This window comes from Streptomyces sp. JNUCC 63 (assembly GCF_054366325.1).
Genome location: NZ_CM135963.1, coordinates 2,580,300 through 2,605,422, shown reverse-complemented (window position 1 = coordinate 2,605,422; position 25,123 = coordinate 2,580,300). Strand labels below are relative to the sequence as shown.

Below are 25,123 nucleotides of genomic sequence, written 5' to 3'. Positions count from 1 at the left end.
TAGGAGGCAGCACCCGCATGCGGAGAATACTCGTCGTGGGGGCCGGTCAGTCCGGTCTCCAGCTCGCCCTCGGTCTCCAGTCGCACGGGTACGAGGTCACCCTGATGTCGAACCGGACCGCGGACGAGATCCGATCGGGCCGGGTCATGTCGACGCAGTGCATGTTCCACACCGCGCTCCAGCACGAGCGTGACCTGAAGCTGAACTTCTGGGAGTCCCAGGCCCCGAACATCGAGGGACTGGGCGTCTCGGTCGCCGCCCCCGGCTCCTTCGACCCGGGTCCCTCGCAGCGCGCCATCGACTGGGTGGGCAGGCTCGACGGGTACGCGCAGTCGGTCGACCAGCGGGTGAAGATGGCCGGCTGGATGGAGACGTTCGCGCAGCGCGGCGGCCAGCTGGTCATCCACGGCGTCGCGGTCGGCGACCTGGACTACTTCTCCCGTACCTACGACCTCGTCCTCGTCTCGGCGGGCAAGGGCGAGCTGGTGTCGATGTTCGAGCGGGACGCCTCCCGCTCCCCGTACAGCGAGCCGCAGCGCGCGCTGGCGGTGGCGTACGTGCACGGTCTGGCCCCGCGCCCGGAGCACCCGGACTTCGACGCGGTCCGCTGCAACATCGTCCCCGGTGTCGGCGAGATGTTCATCATGCCGACCCACACCCTCTCCGGCCGCGCCGACATCCTGTTCTGGGAGGGCATTCCCGGCGGCCCGCTCGACGCCTTCCGCGGCGTCAAGGACCCCGGCGAGCACCTGGCGCTGACGCTGGACCTCATGAAGACGTTCCTGCCCTGGGAGCACGCGCGGACCAGCGGCGTCGAGCTCACGGACGCGAACGGCACGCTGGCCGGCCGCTACGCCCCGACCGTGCGCAACCCGATCGGCCGCCTGCCCGGCGGCGGGGCGGTCCTCGGCGTCGCGGACGTCGTCGTCGCCAACGACCCGATCACCGGCCAGGGCTCCAACTCGGCCTCCAAGTGCGCCGCCGCCTACCTGGCGTCGATCCTCGAGCACGGCGACAAGCCGTTCGACGAGGAGTGGATGCAGCAGACGTTCGACCGCTACTGGGCCACCGCCCAGCACGTCACCAAGTGGACGAACGCCATGCTGGCCCCGCCGCCCGAGCACGTCCTGAACCTCCTCGGGGCGGCCGGTGAGCTCCAGCCGGTCGCCGACCGCTTCGTCAACTGCTTCGACGACCCGGCCGACCTGGAGAACTTCTTCTTCGACCCCGACAAGACCCAGGCCTACCTGGCCGAGGTCTCCGGGGTGCTCACCGCGTAGAGGCCGGCGTCCGGTCCGGTCAGGGCGCCCGCCGGGAGTGCCGGAGGAACATATCGCGGCAGGGGCGCCCCGCCCGGATCGGGCCGTACGGCCCCCAGCACAGGGTTGGCCGCGACCGGCGACACCTTCACCCTGGCGCCGGGCCGCGGCGCCTGCACCACCATGCCGTCGCCCAAGTAGAGGGCGACGTGGGTGGCCTCGGGGAAGTAGACGACCAGGTCGCCGGGCCGCAGCTCGTTCAGCCGGATCCGCTTCAGACGGGCCCACTGCTCCTGACTGGTGCGCGGGATGGACGTCCCGGCGTGGCCCCAGGCCTGCGAGGTCAGCCCCGAGCAGTCGTACGCCTGCGGGCCCGCCGCGCCCCACTGGTACGGCTTGCCGAGCTGCCGTACCGCATAGCGCACGGCCTCCTCGCCCTGCTGCGACGGCAGGCGCCGGCCGCTGAGCACCCCGGACGCCAGGAACGCCCGCTGGGCCCCGGCGATCCCGTTCTTCTCGAACGCGGCGAGCGCCGCCAGCCGCTCGGCGCTCAGCGAGGCCAGCAGCCGCTCCACGCCGTGCAGCCGTCCTCGTACGTCGTCCCGGGCCCGCTGCTGCCGCCGGGCGAGGGCGAGCTGCGCGCCGTACGCCTTGCGGGCGGCGCGGGCGAGGTCGTCCGCCTTCTTCTTACTGCCGGTCAGCCGGTTGACCGTCTCCGCCCGCTCCCGCGCCGCCTGCCCGATCACATGCCCCTCGTCCAGGGCCTGCTGCGGATCGCGAGCCATCAGCAGCCGCAGGTACGAGGACAGGTCGGTGGTGCTGTCCTGGTACTGCTGCCGGGCCAGCCGGCCCGCCTCCGCGCGGCTGCGGTCCAGGGCGAGCCAGGCGCGGGCGAGGGCTGTGTCGAGGCGGTCGACCTCGGCCCGCTGCTTCTTCAGCTGCTCCTCGGTGGCGTTGTAGGCCTCGGTGGCGTGCTCGGCCTGCCGGTACAGCGTCCTGAGGTCCGTCAGCAGCTCGGCCACGGACCGCTGCCCGGGTGCGGGCGGGCCGGGTACGGCGGACGGGCCGGGCGCGGCGGATACGGCGGGCGGGCCAGGCACGGCGGGCGCGGTGGGTACGGCGGGTGGGCCGGGTACGGCCACAGCGGCCACCGGTGCGAGGGCGGCCTGCGCCGCCACCGCCGCCGAACACAGCAGGCGCGGCACTCTTCCTGACACGACATCACCTCCGGTGCGGGGCGGCGTTTCCGCTCCGCACGGTGAGGATTAGACGTATGAGACGTATGAACCGACTGTGTGCGCATCCCTTGCGCCATACGGCGCAACGAGGTCACCCCTCGGTGTCACCCGGCTTGCCGACGGCCCGGGTGTCCGGCTTGGACCACGGCCATTTCAGCCGGGCGCTCGACCCTCCCTCGGGAGCGAACTCGTACTTCCACCCCCGGGGCAGCCCCAACCGCTTGCTGTGCCCACGCGGCACCCGCCGGTAGACGAGCACGGTCGGCGGGCCGCCCGCGCCGTCCGGCACCGGGATGCGGTAAGTCTTCGGCGGGTTTCCGGTGGGCCCCACCAGCACGGGCAGCACCCGCCCGTCCATCGGCCCGCCCTCGAACGGGGTGTCTTCGCTCTTCACGGCACCAGTGTCAGTCATCCTCGGAGGCCAGCACACGCCGCACCAGCGCGGCGGTCTGTACGTCCCGGGCGGCGGTCACACTCATCACGGCCGCGAACTGCTCGACCAGCCAGTCCCGCAGCTCCTCGGCGGGCGGCTGCTTGCCCTCGTCGAGCCAGATCAGGGAGGCGGCCTCCACGGCCGTGATCCACATCCGTACGGTCATGCGCAGCCGCGGACCGGGGTCCGTGACCTGAAGATGGCTGAGGATGTGCTCGGCGGCGGCCCTGCGCACCCCGTCCACGATGGCGGTCGTCCGGGAGGTCTCCGCCACGCTGCCGCCCTGGAGCAGCGCGGTGAACCCGGCGTCGTGCTGGTCGACGAAGGTCAGATAGCGGTCCAGGGCGCGGGCGAGGCGGGGGAGCAGCGGGCCCTCGTGCGGCTCGTCGAAGCAGTACCGCAGCTCCTCGGCGGCGGAGCGCAGGGCGGCCTCGTACAGCTGCTGCTTGCCGCCGGGGAAGTACCGGTACACCAGTGGCCGCGACACCCCGGCCGCCTCCGCCACGTCGTCCAGCGACACCTCCTCGGGCACCCGGTGCGCGAAGAGGGACAGCGCCGCGTCGAGCAGCTGAGCACGCCGCTCCTCGACACTGAGCCTTCGGTATGCGGGGGTGGACGGGGCAGGGCTCATGACGTGCAGCGTAACCCGCTCACGCAGCTGCGGGCAGTCGTGCCTCCCCCGGTGCTGAACGCCTGGGGGGACCCCCAGGGCGATGGGGGTAGCCCCTGCTCGAGCGAAGCCGAGAACTCGGGGGAGGGTGGGCGCTGAGGGGTCCCCCTGCTCGAAGAGCTTGGGGGAGGAACCCCCTCAAGCGGGGCGAGCGCACCCACCCCCGCGCCGGCCCGCACACCTACGCCAGCAGCCCGGAGGACCTCCACAACCGCCGTCCTACTCCCCGCAGCACCCCGATGTCGTCCAGGAAGTCGGTCAACCGTCTCGCCCCCGTCTGCATGACCTCCCGCCGATGCCCACTCGCCTTCACCTGGGCCATCGCCTCCCGCTTGTCCAGGCCCACGTTCGTGTAGACCTCGGGATTGACGAAGGCGACGGAGAACACCCGGGCGAACTCGCCCGACGTGACCCGGGTGAACTCCTGCGACCACTTCGGCGCGGTCACCATCTGCCGCCGCAGCTCCTCACGGGCGTACCGCACATGCCGCGCCTCCTCCACGACGTGGATCCGCGTCACGCCCCGGATCAGCGGCTGCACCCGCTCGTCCGGGAACGTCAGCCGCTGCATCCAGTCGAGGACCTCCTCGCCGAGCAGGGTCGCCGTGAAGGACCCGGGCGTCGTGGAGACGGTCTTGAACAGCCGGCCGAGGTTGTGGTGCGCCCGGCTCACCGGATACCAGGGCGTGCCGCCGCGCGAGATCACGCGGGCGAACATCTTGGAGTGCCGGCACTCGTCCTCGATCTCGGTCAGCGCGTACCGCACGTGCGCGCTGGTCGCCGCCTTGTCGTAGATGTGCCGCACGAGCAGCTGCATGAGGATCAGCTCGAACCAGATGCCGAGCGAGGCGAGCGCGGCGGCCTCGTGCTGGGACAGCAGCATCCGCTGCTCCTCGCTCATCCGCTTCCACAGCGGCGTGTCGTACAGCGACACCAGCTCCGGTGGCCAGAACCACTTGCCCTCCTCGAAGGGCGCGTCCCAGTCCAGCTCCTCGTCCGGGTCGAAGGAGTGCTTGGCGGAAGAGTCGAGCAGACGCTCGGCCACCTGTTCCCGGTCCTTGAGCAGGCCGAGCGCGTCGCGCACACCGGCGAGCGCGTCGCCTTCCGTCACGGTCGTCATGGCTGTCCCCACCTCGTCGTACGGGATGTGGCCGGATCGGTCCCCCGACCCTTATGAGACTGCCTGTCAGCAAGCCCGTCAATCCCTCGCACACGACTTGTTGACTCGGCGTCTACATGTGAACCTGCGGAGTATGCCGACCTACGACCTGTACGCCAGGAACCCGGGGGACCCGCACTGGCAGGTCCCCGCGAGCGGAGCGGCCCGCTTCAGCTGGGAGGCCATGTTTGTTGGCCAAAAGAACGGCTCGGGCCGCGAGAGGCTCCTCGCCCTGTACCAGAAGGGCAAGGACAAGCAGTGGGACGGGCAGAAGCGGATCGACTGGGACATCGAGGTGGACCCGTACGACCCGCTCGGCACCCCGGAGGAGGCGATGACCCTCTACGGGACGCGCTACTGGGACCGGATGACCGAGCGGGACAAGGGCGAGCTGCGCCGGCATTTCGCGTCCTGGCAGTTCAGCCAGTTCCTGCACGGCGAGCAGGGCGCGATGATCTGCGCCGCGCGGATCGTGGAGTCCGTCCCCGACCTGGACGCCAAGTTCTACTCGGCGACCCAGACCATGGACGAGGCCCGGCACGCGGAGATCTACGGCCGCTTCCTGCACGAGAAGATCGGGCTGGTCTACCCGATCAACGACAACCTCCAGTCCCTCCTCGGCGACACCCTGCGCGACAGCCGCTGGGACATGCCGTACCTGGGCATGCAGGTCCTGATCGAGGGCCTGGCCCTGGCCGCCTTCGGCATGATCCGCGACACCACGAACAAGCCCCTGCCCCAGCAGATCCTCGCCTACGTCATGCAGGACGAGGCCCGTCACGTGGCCTTCGGCCGCATGGCCCTGCGCGACTACTACCAGCAGCTCACCGACGCCGAACTGCGCGAACGCGAGGAGTTCGTCATCGAGGGCTGCTACCTGATGCGCGACCGCCTGCGCGGCGTGGAGGTCCTGGAGAACTTCGGCATCCCGAAGGCGGAGGCCGAGGAACTGAGCGAACGCTCCGAGTTCCTGCGGCTGTTCCGCCAGTTGCTCTTCAGCCGCATCGTCCCCTGCGTCAAGGACATCGGCCTGTGGGGCAAACGCCTCCAGCAGGCCTACGTCGGCATGGGCGTCTTCGAGATGGGCGACTCCAACCTGGACCAACTGATGGCCCAGGACGAGGAGATCGCGGAGAGACTGGACGCGGAACGCTTCGCGAAGGAGGAACACGAACGGGTGGCGGAGGTGGAGGAAGCGATCAAGCAGGGAGCCGACGGCTGACAGACTGCCTCGTATGGATACGGCGGAGTTCGGCGCACGTGACCTCGGGGTGCCCCGGAACCATCACTGGATCCGCCCTCCGGAAGGCGGCTGGAGGGCGGACGACCTGGACCGGCTTCCGAACCTGCCCGCGCACTTCTCCACGGGTGTCTTGTCATCCTGAGTCCGCAGACCAGGTTCCACCAGCGTTGCCAGACGCTGCTGGAGCACGCCCTGTGGGAACAGGCGCCGGAACACCTGGAGGTCTCCTGGAGGTCTTCCGGGACTTCACCGTCCGGCTCGACGCACGCAACCGCCCGGAGCCCGACCTCCTGATCGTCCGCGCGGGCGCGGACACCGGGCCCCTGGATACCTGCCTGGCCCCCGATGACGTGATCCTCGCCGCGGAAGTCGTCTCCGAGGACTCCGAGGAACGCGACCGCGACATCAAGCCACGCAAGTACGCGGCTGCGGGCATCACGCACTTCTGGCGCGTCGAGCAGGAGGGAGGTTTCCCTGTCGTCCACGTCTACGAGCTCGACTCCGTCACCATGTCCTACATCCCCAACGGGGTCCACGGGAACCGCCCAAGGGTGGCGGTTCCATTCGACATCGACATCGACATCGACATCGACCTCACCGCCATCAACCGCCAATCCCCAGTGGCGCCTCCTCCGGAGCAAACGACGTCCGCAGAGTGAACGCGTACTCGGTCGGACCGTTGGCCCGGAGGTGCAGCAGGCGGGCCTCCGCCTCCGCCACCGTCGGACGGTGACCCGCCGGCACCCACCACAGCGCCGTCACCGCCTCCGACAGCCGCTCGAACCTCCCCCACTGCCTGAACGGCGTGGGGGGACCCCCACCCGCCGTCGGGCCAGCATCTCCCGGTGCCGGCCCTGGTACATGAACGCCGTCAGGGCGTTGGTGTCCCGCCACACCGACATGTTGACGATCAGCCACTCGTCCCCGAGGACGGGCACGTCCGTCGCGTTGCCCGAGTCGCTCTGCAGCCGCCAGACGAAGCCGTCGGCGGTGTCCGCGTCGGTGTTCACCGGGTCGAGCGCGTCGACGAAGTCCTTCAACTGCGGTGAGTCCAGCGGGGCCTTGAGTCGGGCGATGTTGACCTGGGCGAGTTCGTACACGGGCGCCGAATTCGTCATGACCGAACGGTAGGCGGACACCGGCGGCCCGTGGCACCCCCGTCTCACCCAGCAGGCGGCGAATGCAGCACCGCCTCCATCACCGCCTTCGCGATCGGCGCCGCCGTACCGCCCCCGCTGATGTCGCCGCGCCGCGCCGACGTGTCCTCCACCACCACGGCGACCGCGACCCTCGGCTCCATGTCGTTGTCGGCCTGGGCCCAGGAGATGAACCAGGCGTACGGCGTGCCGGAGTTGCCCAGGCCGTGCTGGGCGGTGCCGGTCTTGCCGCCCACCGTGGCGCCGGGGATCGCCGCGTTCCGGCCGGTGCCGTCGGTGACCACGCCGGCCATCAGCTCACGCAGCCGCGCCGCGGTCGTCGGGCGCATCACCTGCCGTACCGGCCGGGAGCCGGCCGCGGACACCGTGCCGCCGCTCCGGCGCGTCGTCCGCTCCACGAGGTACGGCGCCCGCACCTGCCCGCCGCCGGCGACCGCGGCCGCCACCATCGCCATCTGCAGCGGCGTGGCCCGCGTGTTGTACTGCCCGATCGACGACAGTGCGAGCTGTGCCCGGTCCACGTGCGTGTCGAAGGTGCTCGGCGACACCGAGAAGGGAATCCTCAGCCCCTCGTCGTTGAAGCCGAACCCCTCCGCCGCGGCCCGCATGCCGCGCACCCCCACGTCCACCCCCAGCTTCGCGAACACCGTGTTGCACGACCGCTCGAAGGCGTGCCGCAGGGACGCGTCCTCGCAGCCGTCGGCCTCGTTGACCAGCCGCGTGGTCGTGCCCGGCAGCCGGTACGGGTCCGGAGAGCCGGTCCGCTCGTCCAGATCCGTCACCACACCCGCGTCCAGCGCCGCCGCCGCGGTGACCACCTTGAACGTCGACCCCGGCGGATACGTCTGCCGCACCGCCCGGTTCAGCATCGGCTGCTCCGGGTCGTGGTTCAGCCGCGCCCACGCAGCCGCCACCGCCGACCCGTTCCCGGACAGTTCCGAGGGGTCGTACGACGGCGTGGACACCAGCGCCAGGATCCGCCCCGTCGTCGGCTCGATCGCCGCGACCGCCCCCTTGCGCGGGCCCAGCCCGTCGAACGCGGCCCGCTGCGCGGCCGGGTCGAGTGTCGTCACCACATTGCCGCCCGGAGGCCGCGCCCGCGTGAAGCCCTGCAACACCGGGAACCCCGACAGCATCGGATCGGTCCCCGCCAGCACACCGTCCTCGGCGTGCTCCAGGAACGTCGTCCCGTACAGCTGCGAGGCGAACCCGGTGACCGGCGCGTACAACGGCCCGTCCGTGTAAGTCCGTTCGTAACGCAGCTGCTCCCCGGTGTCCTTGGAGCCGGTCACCGGCCGGTCACCGACCAGGATCTGGCCACGCGGCTGCTGGTAACGGGCGATGGTGGGGCGGCGATTGGCCGGATTCCCGCCGTACGACGGTCCCTGCAGCACCTGCAGCCAGGCCGTGTTCACCAGGAGCGCCACCAGCAGCAGGACGCAGAAGGCGGCGGCATGCCGGATGTGCCGGGTCAACGGACGCCCTCCCGCACACTCACGGGGCCACCCTCCCGTCGTACTGCCGGCGCGCCACATGGCTCACCCGGATCAGCAGCGCCACGATCGTCCAGTTGGTGACCACCGACGAGCCGCCCTGCGCCAGGAACGGCATCGCCAGACCGGTCAGCGGGATCAGCCCGGTCACCCCGCCCGCGATCACGAACACCTGGAGCGCCACCAGCGAGGCCAGCCCGATCGCGAGCAGCCGGCCGAAGGGATCGCGCAGGGCGAGCCCCGCCCGGTAGCCGCGCTCGACGAGCAGGGCGTACAGCAGGAAGACGGCGGCCAGCCCGGCCAGCCCCAACTCCTCTCCGGCGGTGGCCAGGATGAAGTCGGACTTGACGGCGAAGCCGACGAGGATCGAGTGGCCGAGGCCCAGCCCGGTGCCGGTCATCCCGCCCGCCGCGAACGAGAACAGCGACTGCGCCACCTGCCCCGGCCCCTGACCGGCCTCGATGGATGCGAACGGGTGCAGCCACTCCCCGATCCGGCCGTGCACGTGCGGCTCCAGCCGGCCGACCGTGACCGCCCCGGCCACGGCGAGCAGCAGCCCGACCGCGACCCACCCGGTGCGCCCGGTGGCGACGTACAGCAGGACCACGAACAGCCCGAAGAACAGCAGCGAGGTGCCCAGGTCCCGTTCCAGGACCAGGACGCCGACGCTCAGCAGCCAGACCGCCACCACCGGCCCGAGCACCCGGCCGGTGGGCAGCTGCAACCGCCACAACTGACGGCCCGTGTACGCCAGCGCGTTGCGGTTGGCGGCCAGGTACGCGGCGAAGAACACCGCCAGCAGCACCTTCGCGAACTCGCCCGGCTGGAAGGACAGGCCGGCGAGCCGGATCCAGATGCGGGCGCCGTTGACGGCCGGGAAGCAGATGGGCAGCGTGAGCAGTACGAGCGCGGCGACCACGCTGACGTAGGCGTAGCGCTGGAGCCAGCGGTAGTCGCGCAGCACGAGCACCACCAGGATGAACAGTGCCACGCCCAGCGTGGACCACACCAGCTGGGCGGGGGCGGCCTCGTCGCCCGGCGTCTCCAGGTCGAGCCGGTAGATCAGCACCAGGCCCAGCCCGTTGAGCAGCACCCCGATGGGCAGCAGCAGCGGGTCGGCGTACGGCGCCCGCAGACGCACCACGATGTGCGCGAGCAGCGCGAGCGCGGCGAGTCCGGCGCCGTAGCCGGCGGCCCCGGGCGGGACGGTGCCGTACCGCGCCAGGCCGACGGCGCAGTAGCCGTACACCGGCAGCAGGACGGCGAGCACGATGAGGGCGAGTTCGACACCGCGACGCCGGGGGAGGCGGACGGCGGGCGCGGGCGGGTCCGCCGCTGCCACGGTGGTTCCGGCCTTGGTCATGTCCGGAACCTACCTAAAAGGCGGTGCTTGTCCGCCCCGGGTGTCAGCACCAGCGTGGCGTGGGCCCGATGTCCGCGATGGCGCGCGCCGGGGCCCACGCCCAGGCGCGGTCCGCGAGCAGATACCACACGCGGCTGTCGTACACGTCCTGGCCCAGCGTTCTGCAGAAGATCCAGACGATCTCGCCGGGCCGCGCGATCCACAGCACCCGGCCGCCGCGGTCCGGCCGGCTGCGCAGGGCGACCCCGCGGCGGGCCACGACGAGACCCCGGGAGAAGCGCGGGCCCCGGTCGCCGTGCGCGCCGACGTGCCGTGCGGCCGCCTTTCGCGCGTCGGCACTCGGGCTGCTGCTGGAGCTGCCCGGGGTCCCGCCGCGCCCGTCGTCGGCGACGGCGGGCGCGACGGCGGCCGTGGTGAGCAGCGCGCCGGTGGCGGCCGCCAGGGCCAGCCGGATGAGAGGGGAGCGCAGGGACGACATGGAGACACCTCCACCTGAGGCGGCGAAGCCCACGGAAGGCGGGCAGACCTGATTAACCGCCACATTAGGAGCGACCCGTGCCGCACGCCCGTCGCACTGCGCCATCGGGGCCGCCGCTGTCTGAGGCTGCGTCACCCGGGGCGGTGGTGCCGGCCGGCGCGCCCGGCGAAGAGGCCTCGCTCGCGGCGCCCGCAGCTCGCGGCGTACCCGGTGAACCCCTTCGCTCGCCGTGCCTGCGGCCCCGGCGAATCCGGCGTGCCCGCCCCGCCAGGCGAATGCGGCCCGTCCGGGGTGCCCGGTGAACTCGCCACACCCGGCGTACCCGGTCAGCCGGCCTCGCCCGCTGCCCCCGGCACATCCGACGCCCGCAGCGAACCCCGCTTACCCGCCGCGTCCGCCGTACCCGCCGCGTCCGCCGTACCCGCCGCGTCCGCCGTACCCGCCGCGTCCGCCGTACCCTCAGCGTCCGCCGTACCCTCAGCGCCCGGCTCCACCGGCCCCGGCGGCTCCTGAGGAAGTGTCAGGGTCGCCACCGCCCCGCCGTCCGGTGCGTTGGCGAACTCCAGGCGGGCGCCCAGTACCTCCGCCTGGCCCAGGGCGATCGTCAGTCCCAGCCCGTGACCGGTCGTGCCGCCCTCCGTGCGGAAGCGCTGCGGTCCGTGCTCCAGGAGGTAGGTCGGGTAGCCGTCGCCATGGTCCCGTACGGTGACCACCGGACCGTCCACGGTCAGTGCCACCGGCGGCCGCCCGTGCTTGTGCGCGTTGACCACGAGGTTGCCCAGCACCCGCTCCAGCCGCCGCCGGTCGGTCTCCACGTACACGTCTCGTACGACCCTGACCTGCGCGCCGGTCCCGGCCCCCGCCCCCCGCACCACCCGCTCGGTCACCGCGCCCAGGTGCTCGGCGTCCAGGGCCGGCCGTTCCCGCCCGGTGTCCAGCCGGGAGATCTCCAGCAGATCCTCGGTGAGCGTGCGCAGCGCGGCCACCCGGTCGCGCACCAGCTCCGTCGGCCGGCCCGGCGGCAGCAGTTCGGCCGCCGCGTGCAGCCCGGTCAGCGGTGTGCGCAGCTCGTGCGCCACGTCCGCGGTGAACCGTTGCTCGGCCAGCAGCTTGCCCTGCAACGACGACGCCATGGTGTCCAGCGCGGCGGCGACCGTCGCGACCTCGTCCTGCGGGCGGGACGGATCCCGGGTCAGCGGGTCGTTCACGCGCGCGTCCAGGTCACCCGCGCTGATCCGCCGGGCCACGCGCGCGGTGGCGTGCAGCCGCCGGGTCACCCGGGTCACCGCGAACGCGCCGACCAGCAGCGTCGCCCCGATCGCCAGAACCGACGACCACAGGATGGCCTCGTCCAGACCCGCGATCGTGCGGGCCTGCTGCGAGTAGTCGACCGCCACGGCCAGCGTCCGCCCCCGGTCGGCGGGCCCGGCCGCCCACATCGTGGGCCGCCCGTCGTGCACGTCGACCATCGTGCCGCGCTGCCCGCTCGCCGCCAGCCGCCGCAGCGGCTCGGGCAGCCCCGGCGGGTCGACGCCGGCGCCCGGCAGCAGCGTGTCGCCGGACTCGAACGCGCTCGTCGCGTCCTTCAGCCGGGACAGTGCGAGCTCGCGGGCCTGCCCGACGGTCTGGTCGGTCACCGAGACGTGCACGAGAACACCGAGCAGCGCGGCGAGCGCGCAGCACATCACCGTGATGAAGGCGGTGGCCTTCACCGCGAGCGTCCCGGACCAGCGGGGGAGCGCGACCCTCATCGCGCACTCCCGGAAGGAGGGGGCGTGGCGCTCGGTGACCCGGTACGCGCGCGTGTGGGCCTGTGCCGGCCCGTGCGCAGGAACTCGTCGCGCGAGAACACCATCGCCCGCTGCTCCGCGTCCCAGGACCAGGTGGTGCGGTACTCGTACCCGGCGATCCCGGCCGGCGAGCGGATGATCACGGCCCGCCCGGCCAGCTCCACGCCGGTCACCGCGTCGTCGTTGGCGAACACCTGCACGAGCCGGTGCCCGTCGAAGGTGTAGACGCGCACGGCCGTCTGGTTGGTCGGGTACAGCCGGAAGCCCAGCGCCATGTCGTCGCGCCCGTCACCGGTGAGGTCGCGGTAGTACGGCCGCATGACGGGGCACCGCGCCGAGTCCTTCCCGTCCCCCTCCCTCTTCGCCCTGCCGCAGTCCGAGAGCCGGACGGCCGTCTCGCGGTACGGCGCCGCAGCGCTCCTGTAGTCGTCCGGATGCGCGGCCACCTCGGCCCGTACGACGGCCACCGGGTCGACCTCGCGGATGTCGTCCCCGGGCGCGGTGACGCCCTTCACCGCCTCGATCCGCACCTCGTCGTACGGCCACGCGGGACTGGCGGCCGGCCGCAGCGAGGGCCACGGCCGGACCGGGCCGACCGCGGTCGGCGTGGCCCCCGCGCTCCGCAACCGCCCCGCGTCGCCGCAGGCCGCCACCGTCGTCGTCAGCAGCACGACGAGGGTGGTGACCAGGGCGGAACGTCTGTGGATCACGTTTCTCCGGTGGCTGGGCGCGAACGGGTGCTGCGCAGGAGCGTACGCACCCCGGGCAAAACGATTACTCGGTCAGCTCCTCCAGCAACCGCGCAGTCGACAGCCCCGCCCGCAGATAGTCGACGAACAGCTCGTTGTGCAGCGCCCAGGGGGAGCGGCGGGCCCGGATCAGCCGGATCGCCTCGTCGGCGGAGCGCCCCTGGCGGACCAGGGCGTGCGCGACGACCAGCCCCGAACGGTTGTACCCGGAGTAACAGCGCACGAGCACCCGGCGGCCCTGCTCCAGCGCGTCACAGGCCGCCTGGGCCAGCCGCATCACACCCGCGAGCTGGGTCCCGTCCAGCGGCCCGTCGGGTATCGGCCACACATGGTGCTCGACACCGGGGTCGGGCCCGTGCCCCGGAAGCCTGAGCAGGGTCTGCACAAGATCGAACTCATCGCGCACGACGGCGAGTTCCAGTTGCCCGGCACGCCCCTTGAACTCGTGCCCGCCCATCCACAGGCCGGGCACGATCTCGCTCCACGGGCTGTCCGGTGCCGGTACGTCGGGCTGCTTTCCGCGGGTCCGCAACGGCGCCTCCCCAACTCCGCCTCCCACCGCCCCTCAAAGGTAGCCGGGTTCTTGCCCCGACAGCACCCCGCCTGTTCCCATGGTCAGTGGGGGTGATGGTGCATGAGCGGACACCGCGGATTGCGCGTCATACCGACCTGGCGCCACGGACAGGAACGGCTCTACGTCTGCCGGCCCGACGGAAGGAACGTCGCCTGGTACGACCGTGAGGCCGCCCGCATCCACGTCCTCAGCGAGGACGAGCGGGAGGACGTACTGCAGGCCCTGGGCCCCTTCCTCACGGGCCCGGTGGCGGTGGGCCCGCCCCCGGTTCCCACCCCCGCCGATCTCGCCCGCCTGAGTCTCCACCCCGACGACGACCTGGCACCCAACCGCCCCGGCGAGGCCTTGCTGATCGCCCTCGACCGGGACCCCGGCTCCACGTACCGCCTCCGCCCGGACCCCCGCCGCCGCGCCCTCACCGCCGAGCAGACGGTCGGCGAGGCCCTGGACGCCCTGGACGGCGCCGGCTGGCACACCCTGCACTCGATCCCGCTGCCGGGCGGCGACCGCATCCACCACCTGGCGATCGGCCCCGGCGGCCTCTTCGCCGTCCACGCCCTCTACGCCCGCAAACAGCACGTCCACATCGCCGACCCCCTGGTCACCGTGGGCCATCACGACCCGCTCCCCCTCCTCCGCCACCTCCGCACGACGGCCGACCGCGCCTCCTACGCCCTCACGGCCGAGGTCCACCCCTTCCTGGTCCTGGCAGGCCCGGCCGACCTCCGCGCGACGGCCCCGCCCAGGGGCGTACGCATCCTCCAGGCCTCGGACCTGGGCTCCCTGTCCCGCCTGGGCGGCGTACTGAAGCCGGCGGACGCGGAAGCCCTCTACTCGATGGCGAGGGACCGGCGGACGTGGTGGCGGGTGTGACAGCACCGCCGCGCCCACCCCACGCTCACAGCGACGCACGTGCACACTCAAGAGCCATACGGCAAGAAAGCAACGTAAACTTCTCAAAAGCGACAACCAGCTCGCACTGAACCGCTCCGGAAGGTGCTGCACGTGCGATCCATTTGGAACGGCGCCATCTCGTTCGGCCTGGTCAGCATCCCGATCAAGGTCGTGAACGCCACCGAGAGCCACACCGTCCCCTTCCGCCAGATCCACACGGAGGACGGCAGCCGCATCCGCTACCGCAGGGTGTGCGAACTGGAGGACCGCGAAGTCGCACAGGCGGAGATCGGCAAGGCCTACGAGGACGCGGACGGCACCATCATCCCGATCACCGACGAGGACCTGGCCCACCTGCCCCTGTCGACCACGAAGACGATCGACATCGTGGCCTTCGTCCCGGCCGACCGGATCGACCCGCTGCAGATGGACAACGCGTACTACCTGGCCGCCGGCGGCGTCCGGGCCGCCAAGCCGTACGCCCTCCTGCGGGAGGCCCTCAGGCGCAGCCGGCGGGTGGCGATCGCCAAGTTCGTCCTGGGCGGCCGCGAGCGCCTGTGCATGCTCCGCGTGGTGGACGACGCCATCGCCATGCACAGCCTGCTCTGGCCGGACGAGATCCGCGCCCCCCAGGGCGTGGCCCCGGGCGTCGACGTCACGCTCCGCGACAGGGAACTGGAGCTCGCCGGCACCCTCATGGACGTCCTCGGCGAGGTCGACCTCGAAGACCTTCACGACGAGTACCGCAAGGCCCTGGAAGAGGTCATCGCCGCCAAGGCCGCAGGCGAAACACCTCCCGAAGCCCCCGAACCCGTCCCCGGCGGCAGGATCCTCGACCTGATGACCGCCCTGGAGAGGAGCGTCCACGCGGCCAAACGGTCCAGGGGCGAGAAGGTGGACGAGGAAACCGCGGCGGAAAAGCCGACGGCCTCGACGAGGAAGCAGACCTCCGGGTTCAAGGAGCCCACGAAGAAGACCTCGTCCACCACCAAGACCCCGGCGAAGAAGACCCCGGCGAAGAAGACCCCGGCGAAGAAGACCCCGGTGAAGAAGGCGGCAGCGCGCAGACGCACGGCGTGAGGACGCCCCGCGCGACTCCCGCCGTACGAGGCGGTGAGCGGAAAACCAGGCGACCGCCGCCCCCCTGGCGAGCTATGTTGCTGCTGCTCGAAGGGGGAGATGTGACGAAGCTCAATCAGATCATCGCCGTGGAGAAGGGCGTCAAGAGCAAGTCGCTCCAGGACATCACCGCGGCCCACCACAAGGTGCAGAAGCCCGCGCTGCTCGCCGGCATCTCGCGGACGTACCAGCCGAAGGACGAGGAGGGCGAGCAGCTGCCGCCCGAGTCGACGCGCGTGCAGATCAAGGCGGAGGAGATCCTGCGCGAAATGTCCGGTTCGCTGACGCGTCTGTTCGATGTGACGGCCACCAAGGACTGGGCCAACTGCACGGCGCGCGCGGACGTGACGGTGGACGGCCGGACGGTCCTCGCCGAGGTCCCGGTCAGCTACCTCCTCTTCCTGGAGAAGCAGCTCACGGACCTGCACACCTTCGTCAAGAAGCTCCCCGTGCTGGACGCGGCCGAGTCGTGGTCGCTGGACCCGTCGACGGACTGGTGGAAGACGGACCCGGTCCGCACGATCCGTACGAAGAAGGTCCCGCGCAACCACGTCAAGGCCGAGGCCACCGACAAGCACCCGGCGCAGGTCGAGGTGTACTACGAGGACGTACCGATCGGTTACTGGACCACGGTGAAGTTCTCCGGTGCCCTGCCCGCACGACGGGTCAACGAGCTCCTCGAGCGCGTCGAAAGGCTCCAGCAGGCGGTGAAGTTCGCACGCGAGGAGGCCAACGGCACAGAGGTCACCGACCAGCGGGTCGGCGACGCGGTCTTCGGCTACCTGTTCGGCTAGCCGCCGAGCCGAGAGACCCTCATGATCGCCCCCGCGTGCGAGCGCGGGGGTGCGCGACAGGCGCGGGTCGGATTGAGGCCCGGTCCGCGCGGTGAGCGCAAGCTGAACCTGAGGCTCAGCCTGAAACACGGTCTCCTTCCTTCTCCACTGGGGAAACCGGGAAACCGCGACCAATCTCAGACTCTCGCTCCATCTTCAGTATCCGCCACCGATCGCCGGATCGACCGAGTACGGACGACCGCCGCCGGATGCGAGTTCGACTCTCGTCTGCACCTCTTCACGGTGCGGTAGTTCAACGGAAGAACACGACGGCCTGACAACTGATCCGCACTCTTAAACGCCACCGGCGTGCGCAATTGGGTGGCATCCCCAGGGGCCCGGGAGCTGGATACGCCTCCCGGGCCCCGCCACGTTTCCCTTGGACAGCGGCCGCTGACGGCGCGAAAGTCCCGGGCCCGCGCGCCGATCACCGGTGTCCCGCGTCTCGGGCTCCTTCTTCCCGAGAACCGCCGCGCCGGCCCCCGCCGCACGGCCGAGGAGCAGCACGGCGACAACGGCGAGAGCCGGGTCGACGAAGGCGGGGACCCGGCGTACACATGGGTCAGGCAGGGCCGGTTCCAGGCCCGGTCCCTTTGGGCGAGCCGCTCCGGCCCGGTCGGTCGTGGACGCCCGGGCCCGGGACAGCGTCGCGGATCGGCCGGATCCGCGACGGCCCGTCGGCCGCACCCCGTTGTGCGGCCGACGGGCCGTCGCCGGTCCCCCTGGAAGGGGCTGGGTCAGGCGGCGGCGAGGCCGGCCTTGAGGGCGGAAGCGATCTTGACGACGCGCTCGGCCTGGACGCGGGCGGAGGCGCGGGTGGTGTCGTCGACGGGGTTGTTGCCCTGGGCGTCGACGTGGGAGGTGCCGTAGGGGTTGCCGTCGGCGAACTTGGCGGGGTCGGTGTAGCCGGGGGCCACGAGGATGCCGCCGAAGTGGTGGACGGAGTTGTAGAGCGCGAGCAGGGTGGACTCCTGGCCGCCGTGGGCGGTGGAGGTGGCGGTGAAACCGCTGTAGACCTTGTCGGCGAGCTTGCCCTGGGCCCACAGGCCGCCGAGGGTGTCGATGAACTGCTTGAGCTGCGAGGCGATGTTCCCGAAGCGGGTGGGAGAACCGAAGATCACGGCGTCGGCCCACTCGATGTCGGCCGGGGTGGCGACGGGGACGTCGGCGGTGGCGGCGGCGTTGGCGGCCCAGGCGGGGTTGGAGTCGATGGCGGCCTGCGGGGCCAGCTCGGCGGCCTTGAGCAGGCGGACCTCGGCGCCGGCCTTCTCCGCTGCCTCGGCGATCTCCTTGCTGATCTCGGCGACGGTGCCGGTGGAGGAGTAGTAGACGACGGCGAGCTTGGTCTGGGTGCTCACAGCTGTGATCTCCGTTTCGAAAGATGGTGCGGTCGGGCCTCGGGAGGCCCTGCCCCTTGAAGGGGTAGTTGAACCGTAAACCATCTTGAAGGGTGATGCCACCTCCGCCTCGCGCCCCGGCAGGGCGCCTCCCGATCGGCCGGTGCAGCGACGGGCATGATCTCCGCGCAGCGCTGGAGGACCGTGTCGGTGCATGGCCCGCGCCGGCACTTCGGTAGGAAGTCCCGGCCAGTGGGGGCTGTGCCCCGCCGGTGGGTCGGCGTGGACGCCCCGCAGCATGCCGGTCACCCGGCCGATCTCGATGGGGCGGCCGCCCGAGTCCTGGATGCGGTACCGCACCTCGCCTCGCGGTCGAACGGTTCGGTCGGGAAACGGACGCCCTTCCCTTTCGCCCTGGTGCGGAACTCCGCGATGCCCGCGACCCGAATGTTCATGAACGCCGGCGCCGGGTCCGCGGGCGCCTGGTCTCGCCGTGTCACCGATGAACACCGTCTGGTGCACCTGCCCGGGGAGAACGAAGTGATCATTCTCCGGGCTCGCCATCACTACGAGTAGTTCGGGGGACCACCTCGTCGGCGTGCGGCGGGGACGGCTGTGGAATCTGGTGCCGGACCCGGCTCGCCGGGTGGCGGCGCCTCGCCCATGGCCGCAAGCTGCAGCCGCAGAGCCAGCCGCAAGCGGGGTGAGGAGAAGTCGACCGGGACTGCTTCTTCGAGCTTGCGCAGCCGGTAGCGCAGCGTGTTGGGGTGGACCTGGAGGAGGCGCGCGGCGCTCTGGGGGTCGCCGAAGTGGTCCAGCCAGGCCGCGAGGGTCGCGAGATACGGCGTGCCGTGTTCCTCGTCGTGGGCGCGCAGCGCGGAGAGCGGTCCGCCGAGCAGGCGGGTGCCGGTCCCGACGGCGGCCGCGGCGCGCTCGATGACGACGGCGTCCCAGGCGTCCTCCATCAGCACGGTCCCCGTCGTGTGGCCGAGGGGGAGCCGGCCGGCGGCGATCAGCCGGTGGAGTTCGACGGCTTCCGCCATGGAGCGTGGCAGCTGGTCGGGGGAGTGGGCGGGGCAGCCCGCCGCGGCGTACAGGCCGGGGTCGTGCGCGCGCACTTCGGCGAGCACCTGCCGGAGCCAGTCGAGGGTGCCCGCGCCGGCGTCGGCCGGAGTACCGGGCGTGGTCCGCCGTCTGCCCGGTGACCGTTCGGTGACCAGGGCGAACAGCAGCCCGTCGAGGTCGGCGAGCAGGGGCTGGTGCCAGCCGAACCGGCGTGCGACCGATTCCCACAGGTCCAGTTGTCTGCGTACGTCTTCGGTCCCACCGGGCGACGACCCGAAGGCCACCACCCGCCAGGGGCCGACCGGCAGTGCGGTGGCCGCTGCCGGTCCCCGGCCCGGCACAGCGCCTTCGCGCAGCGCCGCCCGCAACTGTCCGGCCGACACCCGCCGTGCGATGTCTGCCTCGGCGCGCAGCCGCAGCAGATGCAGGGCCAGGACGGAGGCCACATCGCCGAGCTCGCGGACGCGTTCCGGGGGGACCGGCGACTTGACCACGGCCCAGATCGAGCCGAGCCACTCGCCGCCGGCCCGTACGGGGATGATCAGCCGGGGCAGTGTGCCGTCAGGACCGGCGGGGGTCCAGATGGGGTCGTTGGAGCGAGCGAGCCGGCGGAAGACGCCGCCGGCCCGGAAATGCGTCAGGGTCTCCGGGGGGACGCGCCGCCCCACGATGGTGGAGACCCGTGCCGGGTCGGTGGTGTCCTGCCGTGCGGAGTAGGCGAGCACGCGGGACTGCGCGTCCTCGACCGTCACGGGTGCGTCGATGATCTCGGCCGCCTTGTCGGCCAGTGCGAACAGGTCGCTGTGCGGACCGGGGGCGCCGAGAGCGCCGGTGCCGGGCGCGGAGGCCCGGTCGATGACGCCGCGCAGCAGCCAGACGACGTGCGCCCACGAGGTGTGCGGCCGCAGTTCGACCAGTGCGGGGCCCGCCAGCCTCCGGACGGCGCGGGCCACCTGCGGGTCGTTCGCGGCGGATCCCTTGAGCACCAGGCCCGCGGCCGCCGCCCCGGCGGCCCGTTCCAGCAGTGCGAGGGCCCCGGCCCGGTCCGTCACGCCCACTCCGAGGACGAGTTCCCCCGGCTGGCCCGCGGTGTCACCGGGTTCGGCCAGGGCGACGTCGTGCACCTCGGCGTTGCCGGCCGGAACGACCGTACGGAGAAACCCGGCCCCCAGGGAATCCACGAGGTCGGTGACGGTGATCACGGCCGGCGTCCTGCGGTGCGGCACGGGGAACTGCTCATGCTCATGAGCCCTATTGTGTCCCCGGGGACAGTCCTCCGCGCATCATCAGCACCCTCTCCATTGGCCGCCCGGCACAAAGACAGCAAGGCCGGCCGGCACCACCATCGGAGGCATCACCACCCTGGATCCTGAAGAAGAGGTCCCGTATGGCCCGCCCGTCCTCGCCCGCACACCCCGGTCCCAGCCGTGTCGCCGTCGTAGGCGCGGGCATGGTCGGACTGTCCACAGCCTGGTTCCTGCAGGAGCGGGGCGTCGGCGTCACCGTGTACGACCGCGAGGGGGTGGCCGCGGGATCGTCCTGGGGCAACGCCGGATGGCTGACCCCCGGCCTCGCGACACCGCTGCCCGAGCCGGCGGTCCTCACCTACGGGGTGCGGGCGGTGCTCAGCCCGTCCTCCCCGGTCTACGTCCCGCCGAGCGCGAACCCGAAACTGCTCAGGTTCCTCGCGGGCTTCGCCCGTAACAGCACCGCGTCCAAGTGGCTGCGGGCGATGCGTGCGCTCGTACCCGTCAACAGCCTGGCTCTGTCGAGCTTCGACATGCTGGCCGAAGGCGGCGTCGAGGCGCGGACACTCGAGGCCAAGTCCTTCCTCGCGGCCTACCGCACGGACGCGGAGCGCCGGGTTCTGCTGGAGGAGCTCGAGCAGATCCACGCCGCGGGCCAGACCATGGAGTTCGACGTCCTCGGCGGCGACGAGGCCAGGGGGATCGAGCCGTCCCTGTCGGACGAGATCGGCGCGGCGATCCGGCTGCACGGCCAGCGCTACATCGACCCGGGACACTTCGTGCACGCCCTGGCCGACGCGGTCCGTGTCCGGGGCGGGGCGATCCGGGAGGGCACGGAGGTCACCGACGTGCGGGACGCGGCGGCCGGTGTCACCGTCCTCACCGGTGGCGGTGAGAGCGAGCGCTTCGACGCGGTGGTGCTGGCCACCGGAGCCTGGCTCGGCCGCCACGCCAGGAAGTTCGGCGTGCGCTCCCTCGTGCAGGCCGGCCGCGGATACAGCTTCAGCGTCCCCGTGGAGCACGTGCCGTCCGGTCCGGTCTACTTCCCCGCTCAGCGCGTCGCCTGCACACCTCTCGGTGACCGTCTGCGCGTCGCCGGAATGATGGAGTTCCGCAGGCCGGAGGCGCCCCTGGACGCCCGCCGGATCAACGCCGTCGCCGAGGCCGCACGCCCGCTGCTGCGCGGCGCCGACCTGGACGCCCGCCGGGACGAGTGGGTCGGCTCCCGCCCGTGCACGACCGACGGACTGCCCCTGATCGGGGCCACGCGTTCCCCCCGGGTCTTCGCCGCGGGCGGACACGGCATGTGGGGCATCACCCTCGGCCCGGCCACCGGACGGCTGCTCGCCGAAACGATCGTCACCGGCGAACGGCCCTCCCAGCTGGCGCCGTTCGACCCGCTGCGCTGACCAGCCGGTGCCACCGGGCGGGACCGTTGACCACGGCTCCCGCCCGGCGGCATGCGCACGTCCGCCGCGGGCCGGCGGGACACCGGGCGCCGCCCGTATCCGCGGGCGGCTGTCGGCTGCGAGGCGCTGCCGCACGCGCCGGGCGACTCGGGACGTCCGGCAAGCCGGTCGGCACCCGCTCTCTCGAAGCGGGTGCCGATCCGTAGGTCTGCGGGGGACGGGCCTAACCAGTCATGGACGGGACGTAGGGGGACGGACCCGGAGCGAGCTGCATTCCGGGGGCCAGGCCGAGGGCGACGAGGGCGTCGGGCAGGCCGTGCCCGACTCGGGCCGCCTCCGCCGTGCCCGGTGCGGCCAGCTGGCGGCAGCTGGCGGCGATGATCTCGAACAGGTGCTGCACCCGGCCTGGTCCGCGGGGCAGCAACTGGCTGTGGAAGTCATCGTGGTGGGCGAGAACGAGGGCGGCGAGGCCGACGACGTGGGCCGAGGCCCCGCCGGTGCCGTCGAGCACCGTGTATCCGTCCTTTGGTGCGCACGACAGGACCGCCACGCCGGGGGCGGCGGCGTCGACTCCGGAGCCGTAGCAGCTGAACGGCGCGGCGAACAGCCCTTCGGGCGTCAACTGCTGCCCCGAATGGGTGGCGTGTGAGGTGTCCTGCGGATACGAGCCGAAGACGCCCAGCGCGCCCACGGCGAACACGGTGGGCAGCGAAGCGGGGAAGGCGACCGGCCCACCGGTGTCGCCCGCCGGGGCGACGCACGCGATGCCCGCCGCGTTGGCGTCGACGAGTTTGCGGGAGACCAGCGCCGACGGGTACGGGGTCGCCACCGCGATGTGGGCGATGTCGATCTCGCGCTCGACGCAGTGGTCCAGGGCGGCGATCAGGTCGCTGAAATGTCCGCCGGGCATCACCTGGCAGACCTCGATCTCCGCGTCGACGGCGATGCCGATGGCGCCCTTGCCGGTGTCCCCACCGGCGATGATGCCCGCCGCTTGGGTGCCGCTGCCCATCACGTCGTGGGCCCAGCCCTCGTCCGTACCGTGGACGAGATCCACCCCGGAGCGCACCTGGTGCCTCAGATCGGGGTGCTCGGCGCTGACACCCGAGCCGATGACCGCGACCTTGATGCCGAAGGCGCGGAACGTGGGGGGCAGCCGGTCCACCCGCATGGCCTGCTGGCCCCAGCCGTACCGCTGCCGCTCCTCCAGTTCCGGGTACACCTTGGCCAGCGGGGTCAGGGTGACCAGGTTCTCCTGCGTCGCCGACAGGCCGGGCCGGTGGATCCAGCGGTCCATGTAACCGGCCGCGGGCCGCAAGTACAGGGACCGGATCGACTGCGCGGTCTCCGTCGCCAGTGTGACGGTGACCGTGCCGTCGGCCCCGGTGAGGCCCTGGCTCGGCCAGGTCGCGCCGATCAGGAACACTCCCGCGCCCGCCAGCGGTTCGCCGTCCGGGCCGCAGACGCGGAGCGAGATCTCCACGGGCTCCTCCAGCGGCACGACCAGCCCGGGATCGCGCAGCGGCAGCATCCCCGCCGCCGGCATGGGGACGGGTCCGGCGCCGGACAACGGCAGGTCCGGCTCGATGTGCACGTGCAGCGATCGCATCGCCGCTACCTGGTCCTCGGCCGCCTCGACGACCGCCAGTTCCGGGCAGGCGGGCCGCACGCCGGCCGACCGGGTCTTCGCCGACGGCTGAAGCCTGCGGACCACCCTGACGTCGGACATCCGGTCCAGCCGGTCGCACACCGCGTCCATGCTCAGTCCGGGCACTCCCGGCGGGAGCAGTTGCTGGGGCAGCGGTGCCACCATGTACCGCCCCCGTCGCGGCTGCACCGTGATCGGTGACGGCGCGCCCTTCCCGCGTGGCCCTGCTTCCTTGCTCTCGGGTTCCGGCCTGCCGGCCCCCGCGCCCTCGGACCCGCTCTCGCGGTTGTTTCTGGGCCTTTCCTTGACCATTGCGTCCACCTTCACCACGCCTATGTCGTACTTGTGCTCCCGATCCGACTACGGGCGGCTCGCGCTTCCACGGTGATGCGGTGTGCCCGGGAAGCACTCCTGGGCACACCGCATCAAGCGCCGCCAGAGGTCAGCCGATACCGAAGGGCTGACCCATCTGGCCGAAGCCGAGGCCAGGCTGCTGGTACTGCGGGAACGGCTGGCCGAACGACTGGGGGCCGTACCCGCCACCCCACTGCTGCTGGCCCTGCTGGCCCTGCTGGCCCTGCTGGCCCTGCTGGCCCTGCTGGCCCTGCTGGCTCTGCTGGAGCAGCGTCACGATCACCGTCGGCAGCGCCTGCTGCACGGACTGCTCCACCGCCTGCCGTACGCCCTGGCGCAGCGCGGTGTGCATCGCGATGGCCAGGTACGGGTGCGCCTGGTGGGAGATGCCCTGCTGCTGGAGCTGCTGCTGGACCTGCTGGATCTGCTGAAGCGTCTGCTGCATGCGCTGCGCGACCTGCTGGCTCGCCTGCTGACACGCCTGCTGGATGGTCTGCTGGATGATCTGCTGGATCTGACCCTGCGGGGCGCCGCCCTGCTGGCCGAACTGCTGCATGGGCGGGGTACCGGTCATCACCGACATGGATGCTCCGTTCGACGACATGGGAAAGCCGACATAAGAAGTTATGTTGGCTTATCGGAAGAAGTCCGACGGATTGAAGCTATGGTGGCGACTTCCCGGCCGCAATCGGACCGGCAGCTCTTGGAGAGGAATCCCCTGACCGGCTCCGGTGACTGGTGAACCGTCGGTGGCGCGGGCAGGATGGGTCGGTTCTGGTGGCGGACGACGGCGCGTCCGTCGCGTCCGCCGTGGACGCCGGGCCCGCCCTGGTGGGCGCACTGGTGACGGCGCCATGCCCCGGATGCGATGATGTCGGGCGACAAGGCGACGGCGGAATGAGGAAGCCGGTGTGAAACCGGCGCGGTCCCGCCACTGTGATCGGCGAGCGAATCCCGAACTGGCCACTGCCCCGAGGCGGGTGGGAAGGCCGGGACGAGCTTCGACCCGAGAGCCAGGAGACTCACGCGGTCGCCTCCTCGACGACAACCGGGGCGGATTTCCCCGGAGAGGAGAGTGGTGCGGCATGTCCGGGAGGCCGGCCGAAGGGCTGGGCGGAGGGCCGGTCGACGCGGCGCCCTGCCGGGTCGTCGTGTGCCGGGACTGCTGCTGCGGCAGTCCCAAGGTGACCGCCACCGATCACGCGGCACAGACCGCGCGTCTCGGTGAGGAAGCGCCCGTACGCGTCTCGGCGTGCCTGGACGTGTGCGACCAGGCCAATGTGGTCGTCGTCCAGCCGTCCGCCGCAGGGCGGGCCGCCGGTGCCCGGCCGGTGTGGCTCGGCCTGGTCAACGACCCAGCCGCGACCGAGGACATCGCCACCTGGGTCCGGGCGGGCGGTCCCGGTGTCGCCCGGCGGCCCGAGATCCTCGACCTCTACGTCTTCACCCCGCCGCGACGGCGCACTTCGTCCGGGCCGTCGTCCCGCGGCGACCTGTGACGCTCCGGGCACTCCCCTTCCCGCCGCTGCGGTCGGAGGCCGGTGACGGTTCGTACGACCCTCAACCCCCGGCCGCGGCACGCCTTCCCGACGACCGTCCACGCCACCCGGT

The 25,123-nt window shown here is 72.0% G+C and carries 23 protein-coding genes, 1 pseudogene and 1 riboswitch; of the genes and pseudogenes, 9 read left to right on the top strand and 15 right to left on the bottom strand.

Features of this window, described 5'->3' with window-relative positions; genetic code table 11:
* Positions 1-17 precede the first annotated feature (17 nt).
* Complete coding sequence (locus ACX25U_RS11675) at positions 18-1,280, top strand: styrene monooxygenase/indole monooxygenase family protein (RefSeq protein WP_454391259.1); 1,263 nt, start codon at positions 18-20, stop codon at positions 1,278-1,280.
* Here ACX25U_RS11675 and ACX25U_RS11670 read toward each other — a convergent pair.
* The 4 genes from ACX25U_RS11670 to ACX25U_RS11655 form a co-directional block, all read right to left on the bottom strand.
* A complete protein-coding gene (locus tag ACX25U_RS11670; protein WP_454391257.1) occupies positions 1,244-2,476 on the bottom strand; it encodes an NlpC/P60 family protein in 1,233 nt (410 codons plus the stop codon). The two genes, ACX25U_RS11675 and ACX25U_RS11670, sit on opposite strands and share 37 nt — an antisense overlap.
* A 112-nt stretch (positions 2,477-2,588) precedes the next feature.
* Positions 2,589-2,909 carry a hypothetical protein gene (locus tag ACX25U_RS11665; protein ID WP_454391255.1) on the bottom strand — a complete coding sequence of 107 codons (321 nt, stop codon included), beginning with the start codon at positions 2,907-2,909 and terminating at the stop codon, positions 2,589-2,591.
* On the bottom strand, positions 2,902-3,561 hold the full coding sequence (locus ACX25U_RS11660) for a TetR/AcrR family transcriptional regulator (RefSeq protein ID WP_454391253.1): 660 nt from the start codon (positions 3,559-3,561) through the stop codon (positions 2,902-2,904). The genes ACX25U_RS11665 and ACX25U_RS11660 overlap by 8 nt, the downstream gene beginning before the upstream one ends.
* A 220-nt stretch (positions 3,562-3,781) precedes the next feature.
* Positions 3,782-4,720 carry an AurF N-oxygenase family protein gene (locus ACX25U_RS11655; RefSeq protein WP_454391251.1) on the bottom strand — a complete coding sequence of 313 codons (939 nt, stop codon included), beginning with the start codon at positions 4,718-4,720 and terminating at the stop codon, positions 3,782-3,784.
* A gap of 133 nt (positions 4,721-4,853) precedes the next feature.
* Between ACX25U_RS11655 and ACX25U_RS11650 the strand changes: the two genes are divergently transcribed.
* Positions 4,854-5,981, top strand: a complete 1,128-nt coding sequence (locus tag ACX25U_RS11650; protein ID WP_454391249.1) for a ferritin-like domain-containing protein — start codon at positions 4,854-4,856, stop codon at positions 5,979-5,981.
* Positions 5,982-6,196: 215 nt separating this feature from the next.
* Positions 6,197-6,661: a Uma2 family endonuclease gene (locus tag ACX25U_RS11645; RefSeq protein WP_454391247.1), complete on the top strand. Its 465-nt coding sequence runs from the start codon at positions 6,197-6,199 to the stop codon at positions 6,659-6,661.
* Here the strand turns inward: ACX25U_RS11645 and ACX25U_RS11640 are convergent.
* From ACX25U_RS11640 to ACX25U_RS11610, 7 genes and pseudogenes are all read right to left on the bottom strand, one after another.
* A pseudogene (locus ACX25U_RS11640) lies at positions 6,606-7,120 on the bottom strand (DUF3291 domain-containing protein). The gene ACX25U_RS11645 and the pseudogene ACX25U_RS11640 overlap by 56 nt on opposite strands.
* Positions 7,121-7,164: 44 nt before the next feature.
* On the bottom strand, positions 7,165-8,634 hold the full coding sequence (locus ACX25U_RS11635; RefSeq protein ID WP_454391245.1) for a penicillin-binding transpeptidase domain-containing protein: 1,470 nt from the start codon (positions 8,632-8,634) through the stop codon (positions 7,165-7,167).
* A gap of 19 nt (positions 8,635-8,653) precedes the next feature.
* Entirely contained in the window at positions 8,654-10,015 is a 1,362-nt protein-coding gene (locus ACX25U_RS11630) for an FtsW/RodA/SpoVE family cell cycle protein (protein WP_454391243.1), read from the bottom strand.
* Positions 10,016-10,058: 43 nt separating this feature from the next.
* On the bottom strand, positions 10,059-10,493 hold the full coding sequence (locus ACX25U_RS11625; RefSeq protein WP_454391241.1) for an SH3 domain-containing protein: 435 nt from the start codon (positions 10,491-10,493) through the stop codon (positions 10,059-10,061).
* A 326-nt stretch (positions 10,494-10,819) separates the two neighbouring features.
* Positions 10,820-12,244 carry an ATP-binding protein gene (locus ACX25U_RS11620; RefSeq protein ID WP_454391239.1) on the bottom strand — a complete coding sequence of 475 codons (1,425 nt, stop codon included), beginning with the start codon at positions 12,242-12,244 and terminating at the stop codon, positions 10,820-10,822.
* The gene (locus ACX25U_RS11615; protein WP_454391237.1) at positions 12,241-12,993 is read right to left on the bottom strand and encodes a hypothetical protein; all 753 of its coding nucleotides are present in this window, start codon (positions 12,991-12,993) and stop codon (positions 12,241-12,243) included. The genes ACX25U_RS11620 and ACX25U_RS11615 overlap by 4 nt, the downstream gene beginning before the upstream one ends.
* Before the next feature lie 64 nt (positions 12,994-13,057).
* Positions 13,058-13,564 (bottom strand): protein-tyrosine phosphatase family protein, encoded by a 507-nt coding sequence (locus tag ACX25U_RS11610; protein WP_454391236.1) that lies wholly within the window; start codon positions 13,562-13,564, stop codon positions 13,058-13,060.
* A 102-nt stretch (positions 13,565-13,666) separates the two neighbouring features.
* Here ACX25U_RS11610 and ACX25U_RS11605 point away from each other — a divergent pair, with 102 nt between their 5' ends.
* The 3 genes from ACX25U_RS11605 (at position 13,667) to ACX25U_RS11595 (ending at position 16,413) form a co-directional block, all read left to right on the top strand.
* Positions 13,667-14,479, top strand: a complete 813-nt coding sequence (locus ACX25U_RS11605; RefSeq protein WP_454391234.1) for a nuclease-related domain-containing protein — start codon at positions 13,667-13,669, stop codon at positions 14,477-14,479.
* A 132-nt stretch (positions 14,480-14,611) separates the two neighbouring features.
* Complete coding sequence (ku, locus tag ACX25U_RS11600) at positions 14,612-15,580, top strand: non-homologous end joining protein Ku (RefSeq protein WP_454391232.1); 969 nt, start codon at positions 14,612-14,614, stop codon at positions 15,578-15,580.
* A 101-nt stretch (positions 15,581-15,681) separates the two neighbouring features.
* The gene (locus ACX25U_RS11595) at positions 15,682-16,413 is read left to right on the top strand and encodes a DUF7873 family protein (RefSeq protein ID WP_454391231.1); all 732 of its coding nucleotides are present in this window, start codon (positions 15,682-15,684) and stop codon (positions 16,411-16,413) included.
* A 776-nt stretch (positions 16,414-17,189) separates the two neighbouring features.
* On the opposite strand, the gene wrbA is transcribed toward ACX25U_RS11595, so the two are convergent.
* Positions 17,190-17,810, bottom strand: coding sequence for an NAD(P)H:quinone oxidoreductase (gene wrbA / locus ACX25U_RS11590; protein WP_454391229.1), 621 nt, complete (start codon positions 17,808-17,810; stop codon positions 17,190-17,192).
* Between the two features lie 156 nt (positions 17,811-17,966).
* Between wrbA and ACX25U_RS11585 the strand changes: the two genes are divergently transcribed.
* Positions 17,967-18,365 (top strand): type II toxin-antitoxin system YoeB family toxin, encoded by a 399-nt coding sequence (locus tag ACX25U_RS11585; protein ID WP_454391227.1) that lies wholly within the window; start codon positions 17,967-17,969, stop codon positions 18,363-18,365.
* On the opposite strand, the gene ACX25U_RS11580 is transcribed toward ACX25U_RS11585, so the two are convergent.
* A complete protein-coding gene (locus tag ACX25U_RS11580; protein ID WP_454391225.1) occupies positions 18,356-20,056 on the bottom strand; it encodes a PucR family transcriptional regulator in 1,701 nt (566 codons plus the stop codon). The genes ACX25U_RS11585 and ACX25U_RS11580 overlap by 10 nt on opposite strands.
* A gap of 185 nt (positions 20,057-20,241) precedes the next feature.
* Here ACX25U_RS11580 and ACX25U_RS11575 point away from each other — a divergent pair, with 185 nt between their 5' ends.
* Positions 20,242-21,510: an NAD(P)/FAD-dependent oxidoreductase gene (locus ACX25U_RS11575; RefSeq protein ID WP_454391223.1), complete on the top strand. Its 1,269-nt coding sequence runs from the start codon at positions 20,242-20,244 to the stop codon at positions 21,508-21,510.
* Positions 21,511-21,733: 223 nt separating this feature from the next.
* Here ACX25U_RS11575 and ACX25U_RS11570 read toward each other — a convergent pair whose 3' ends face one another.
* Both ACX25U_RS11570 and ACX25U_RS11565 read right to left on the bottom strand, forming a co-directional pair.
* Entirely contained in the window at positions 21,734-23,323 is a 1,590-nt protein-coding gene (locus ACX25U_RS11570) for a S8 family serine peptidase (RefSeq protein WP_454391221.1), read from the bottom strand.
* A 277-nt stretch (positions 23,324-23,600) separates the two neighbouring features.
* On the bottom strand, positions 23,601-24,095 hold the full coding sequence (locus tag ACX25U_RS11565) for a hypothetical protein (protein ID WP_454391219.1): 495 nt from the start codon (positions 24,093-24,095) through the stop codon (positions 23,601-23,603).
* A 271-nt stretch (positions 24,096-24,366) separates the two neighbouring features.
* Positions 24,367-24,556, top strand: a riboswitch (cobalamin riboswitch).
* Positions 24,557-24,597: 41 nt separating this feature from the next.
* On the opposite strand from ACX25U_RS11565, the gene ACX25U_RS11560 reads away from it, so the two are divergent.
* On the top strand, positions 24,598-25,011 hold the full coding sequence (locus tag ACX25U_RS11560) for a (2Fe-2S) ferredoxin domain-containing protein (RefSeq protein ID WP_454391217.1): 414 nt from the start codon (positions 24,598-24,600) through the stop codon (positions 25,009-25,011).
* Positions 25,012-25,123 lie beyond the last annotated feature (112 nt).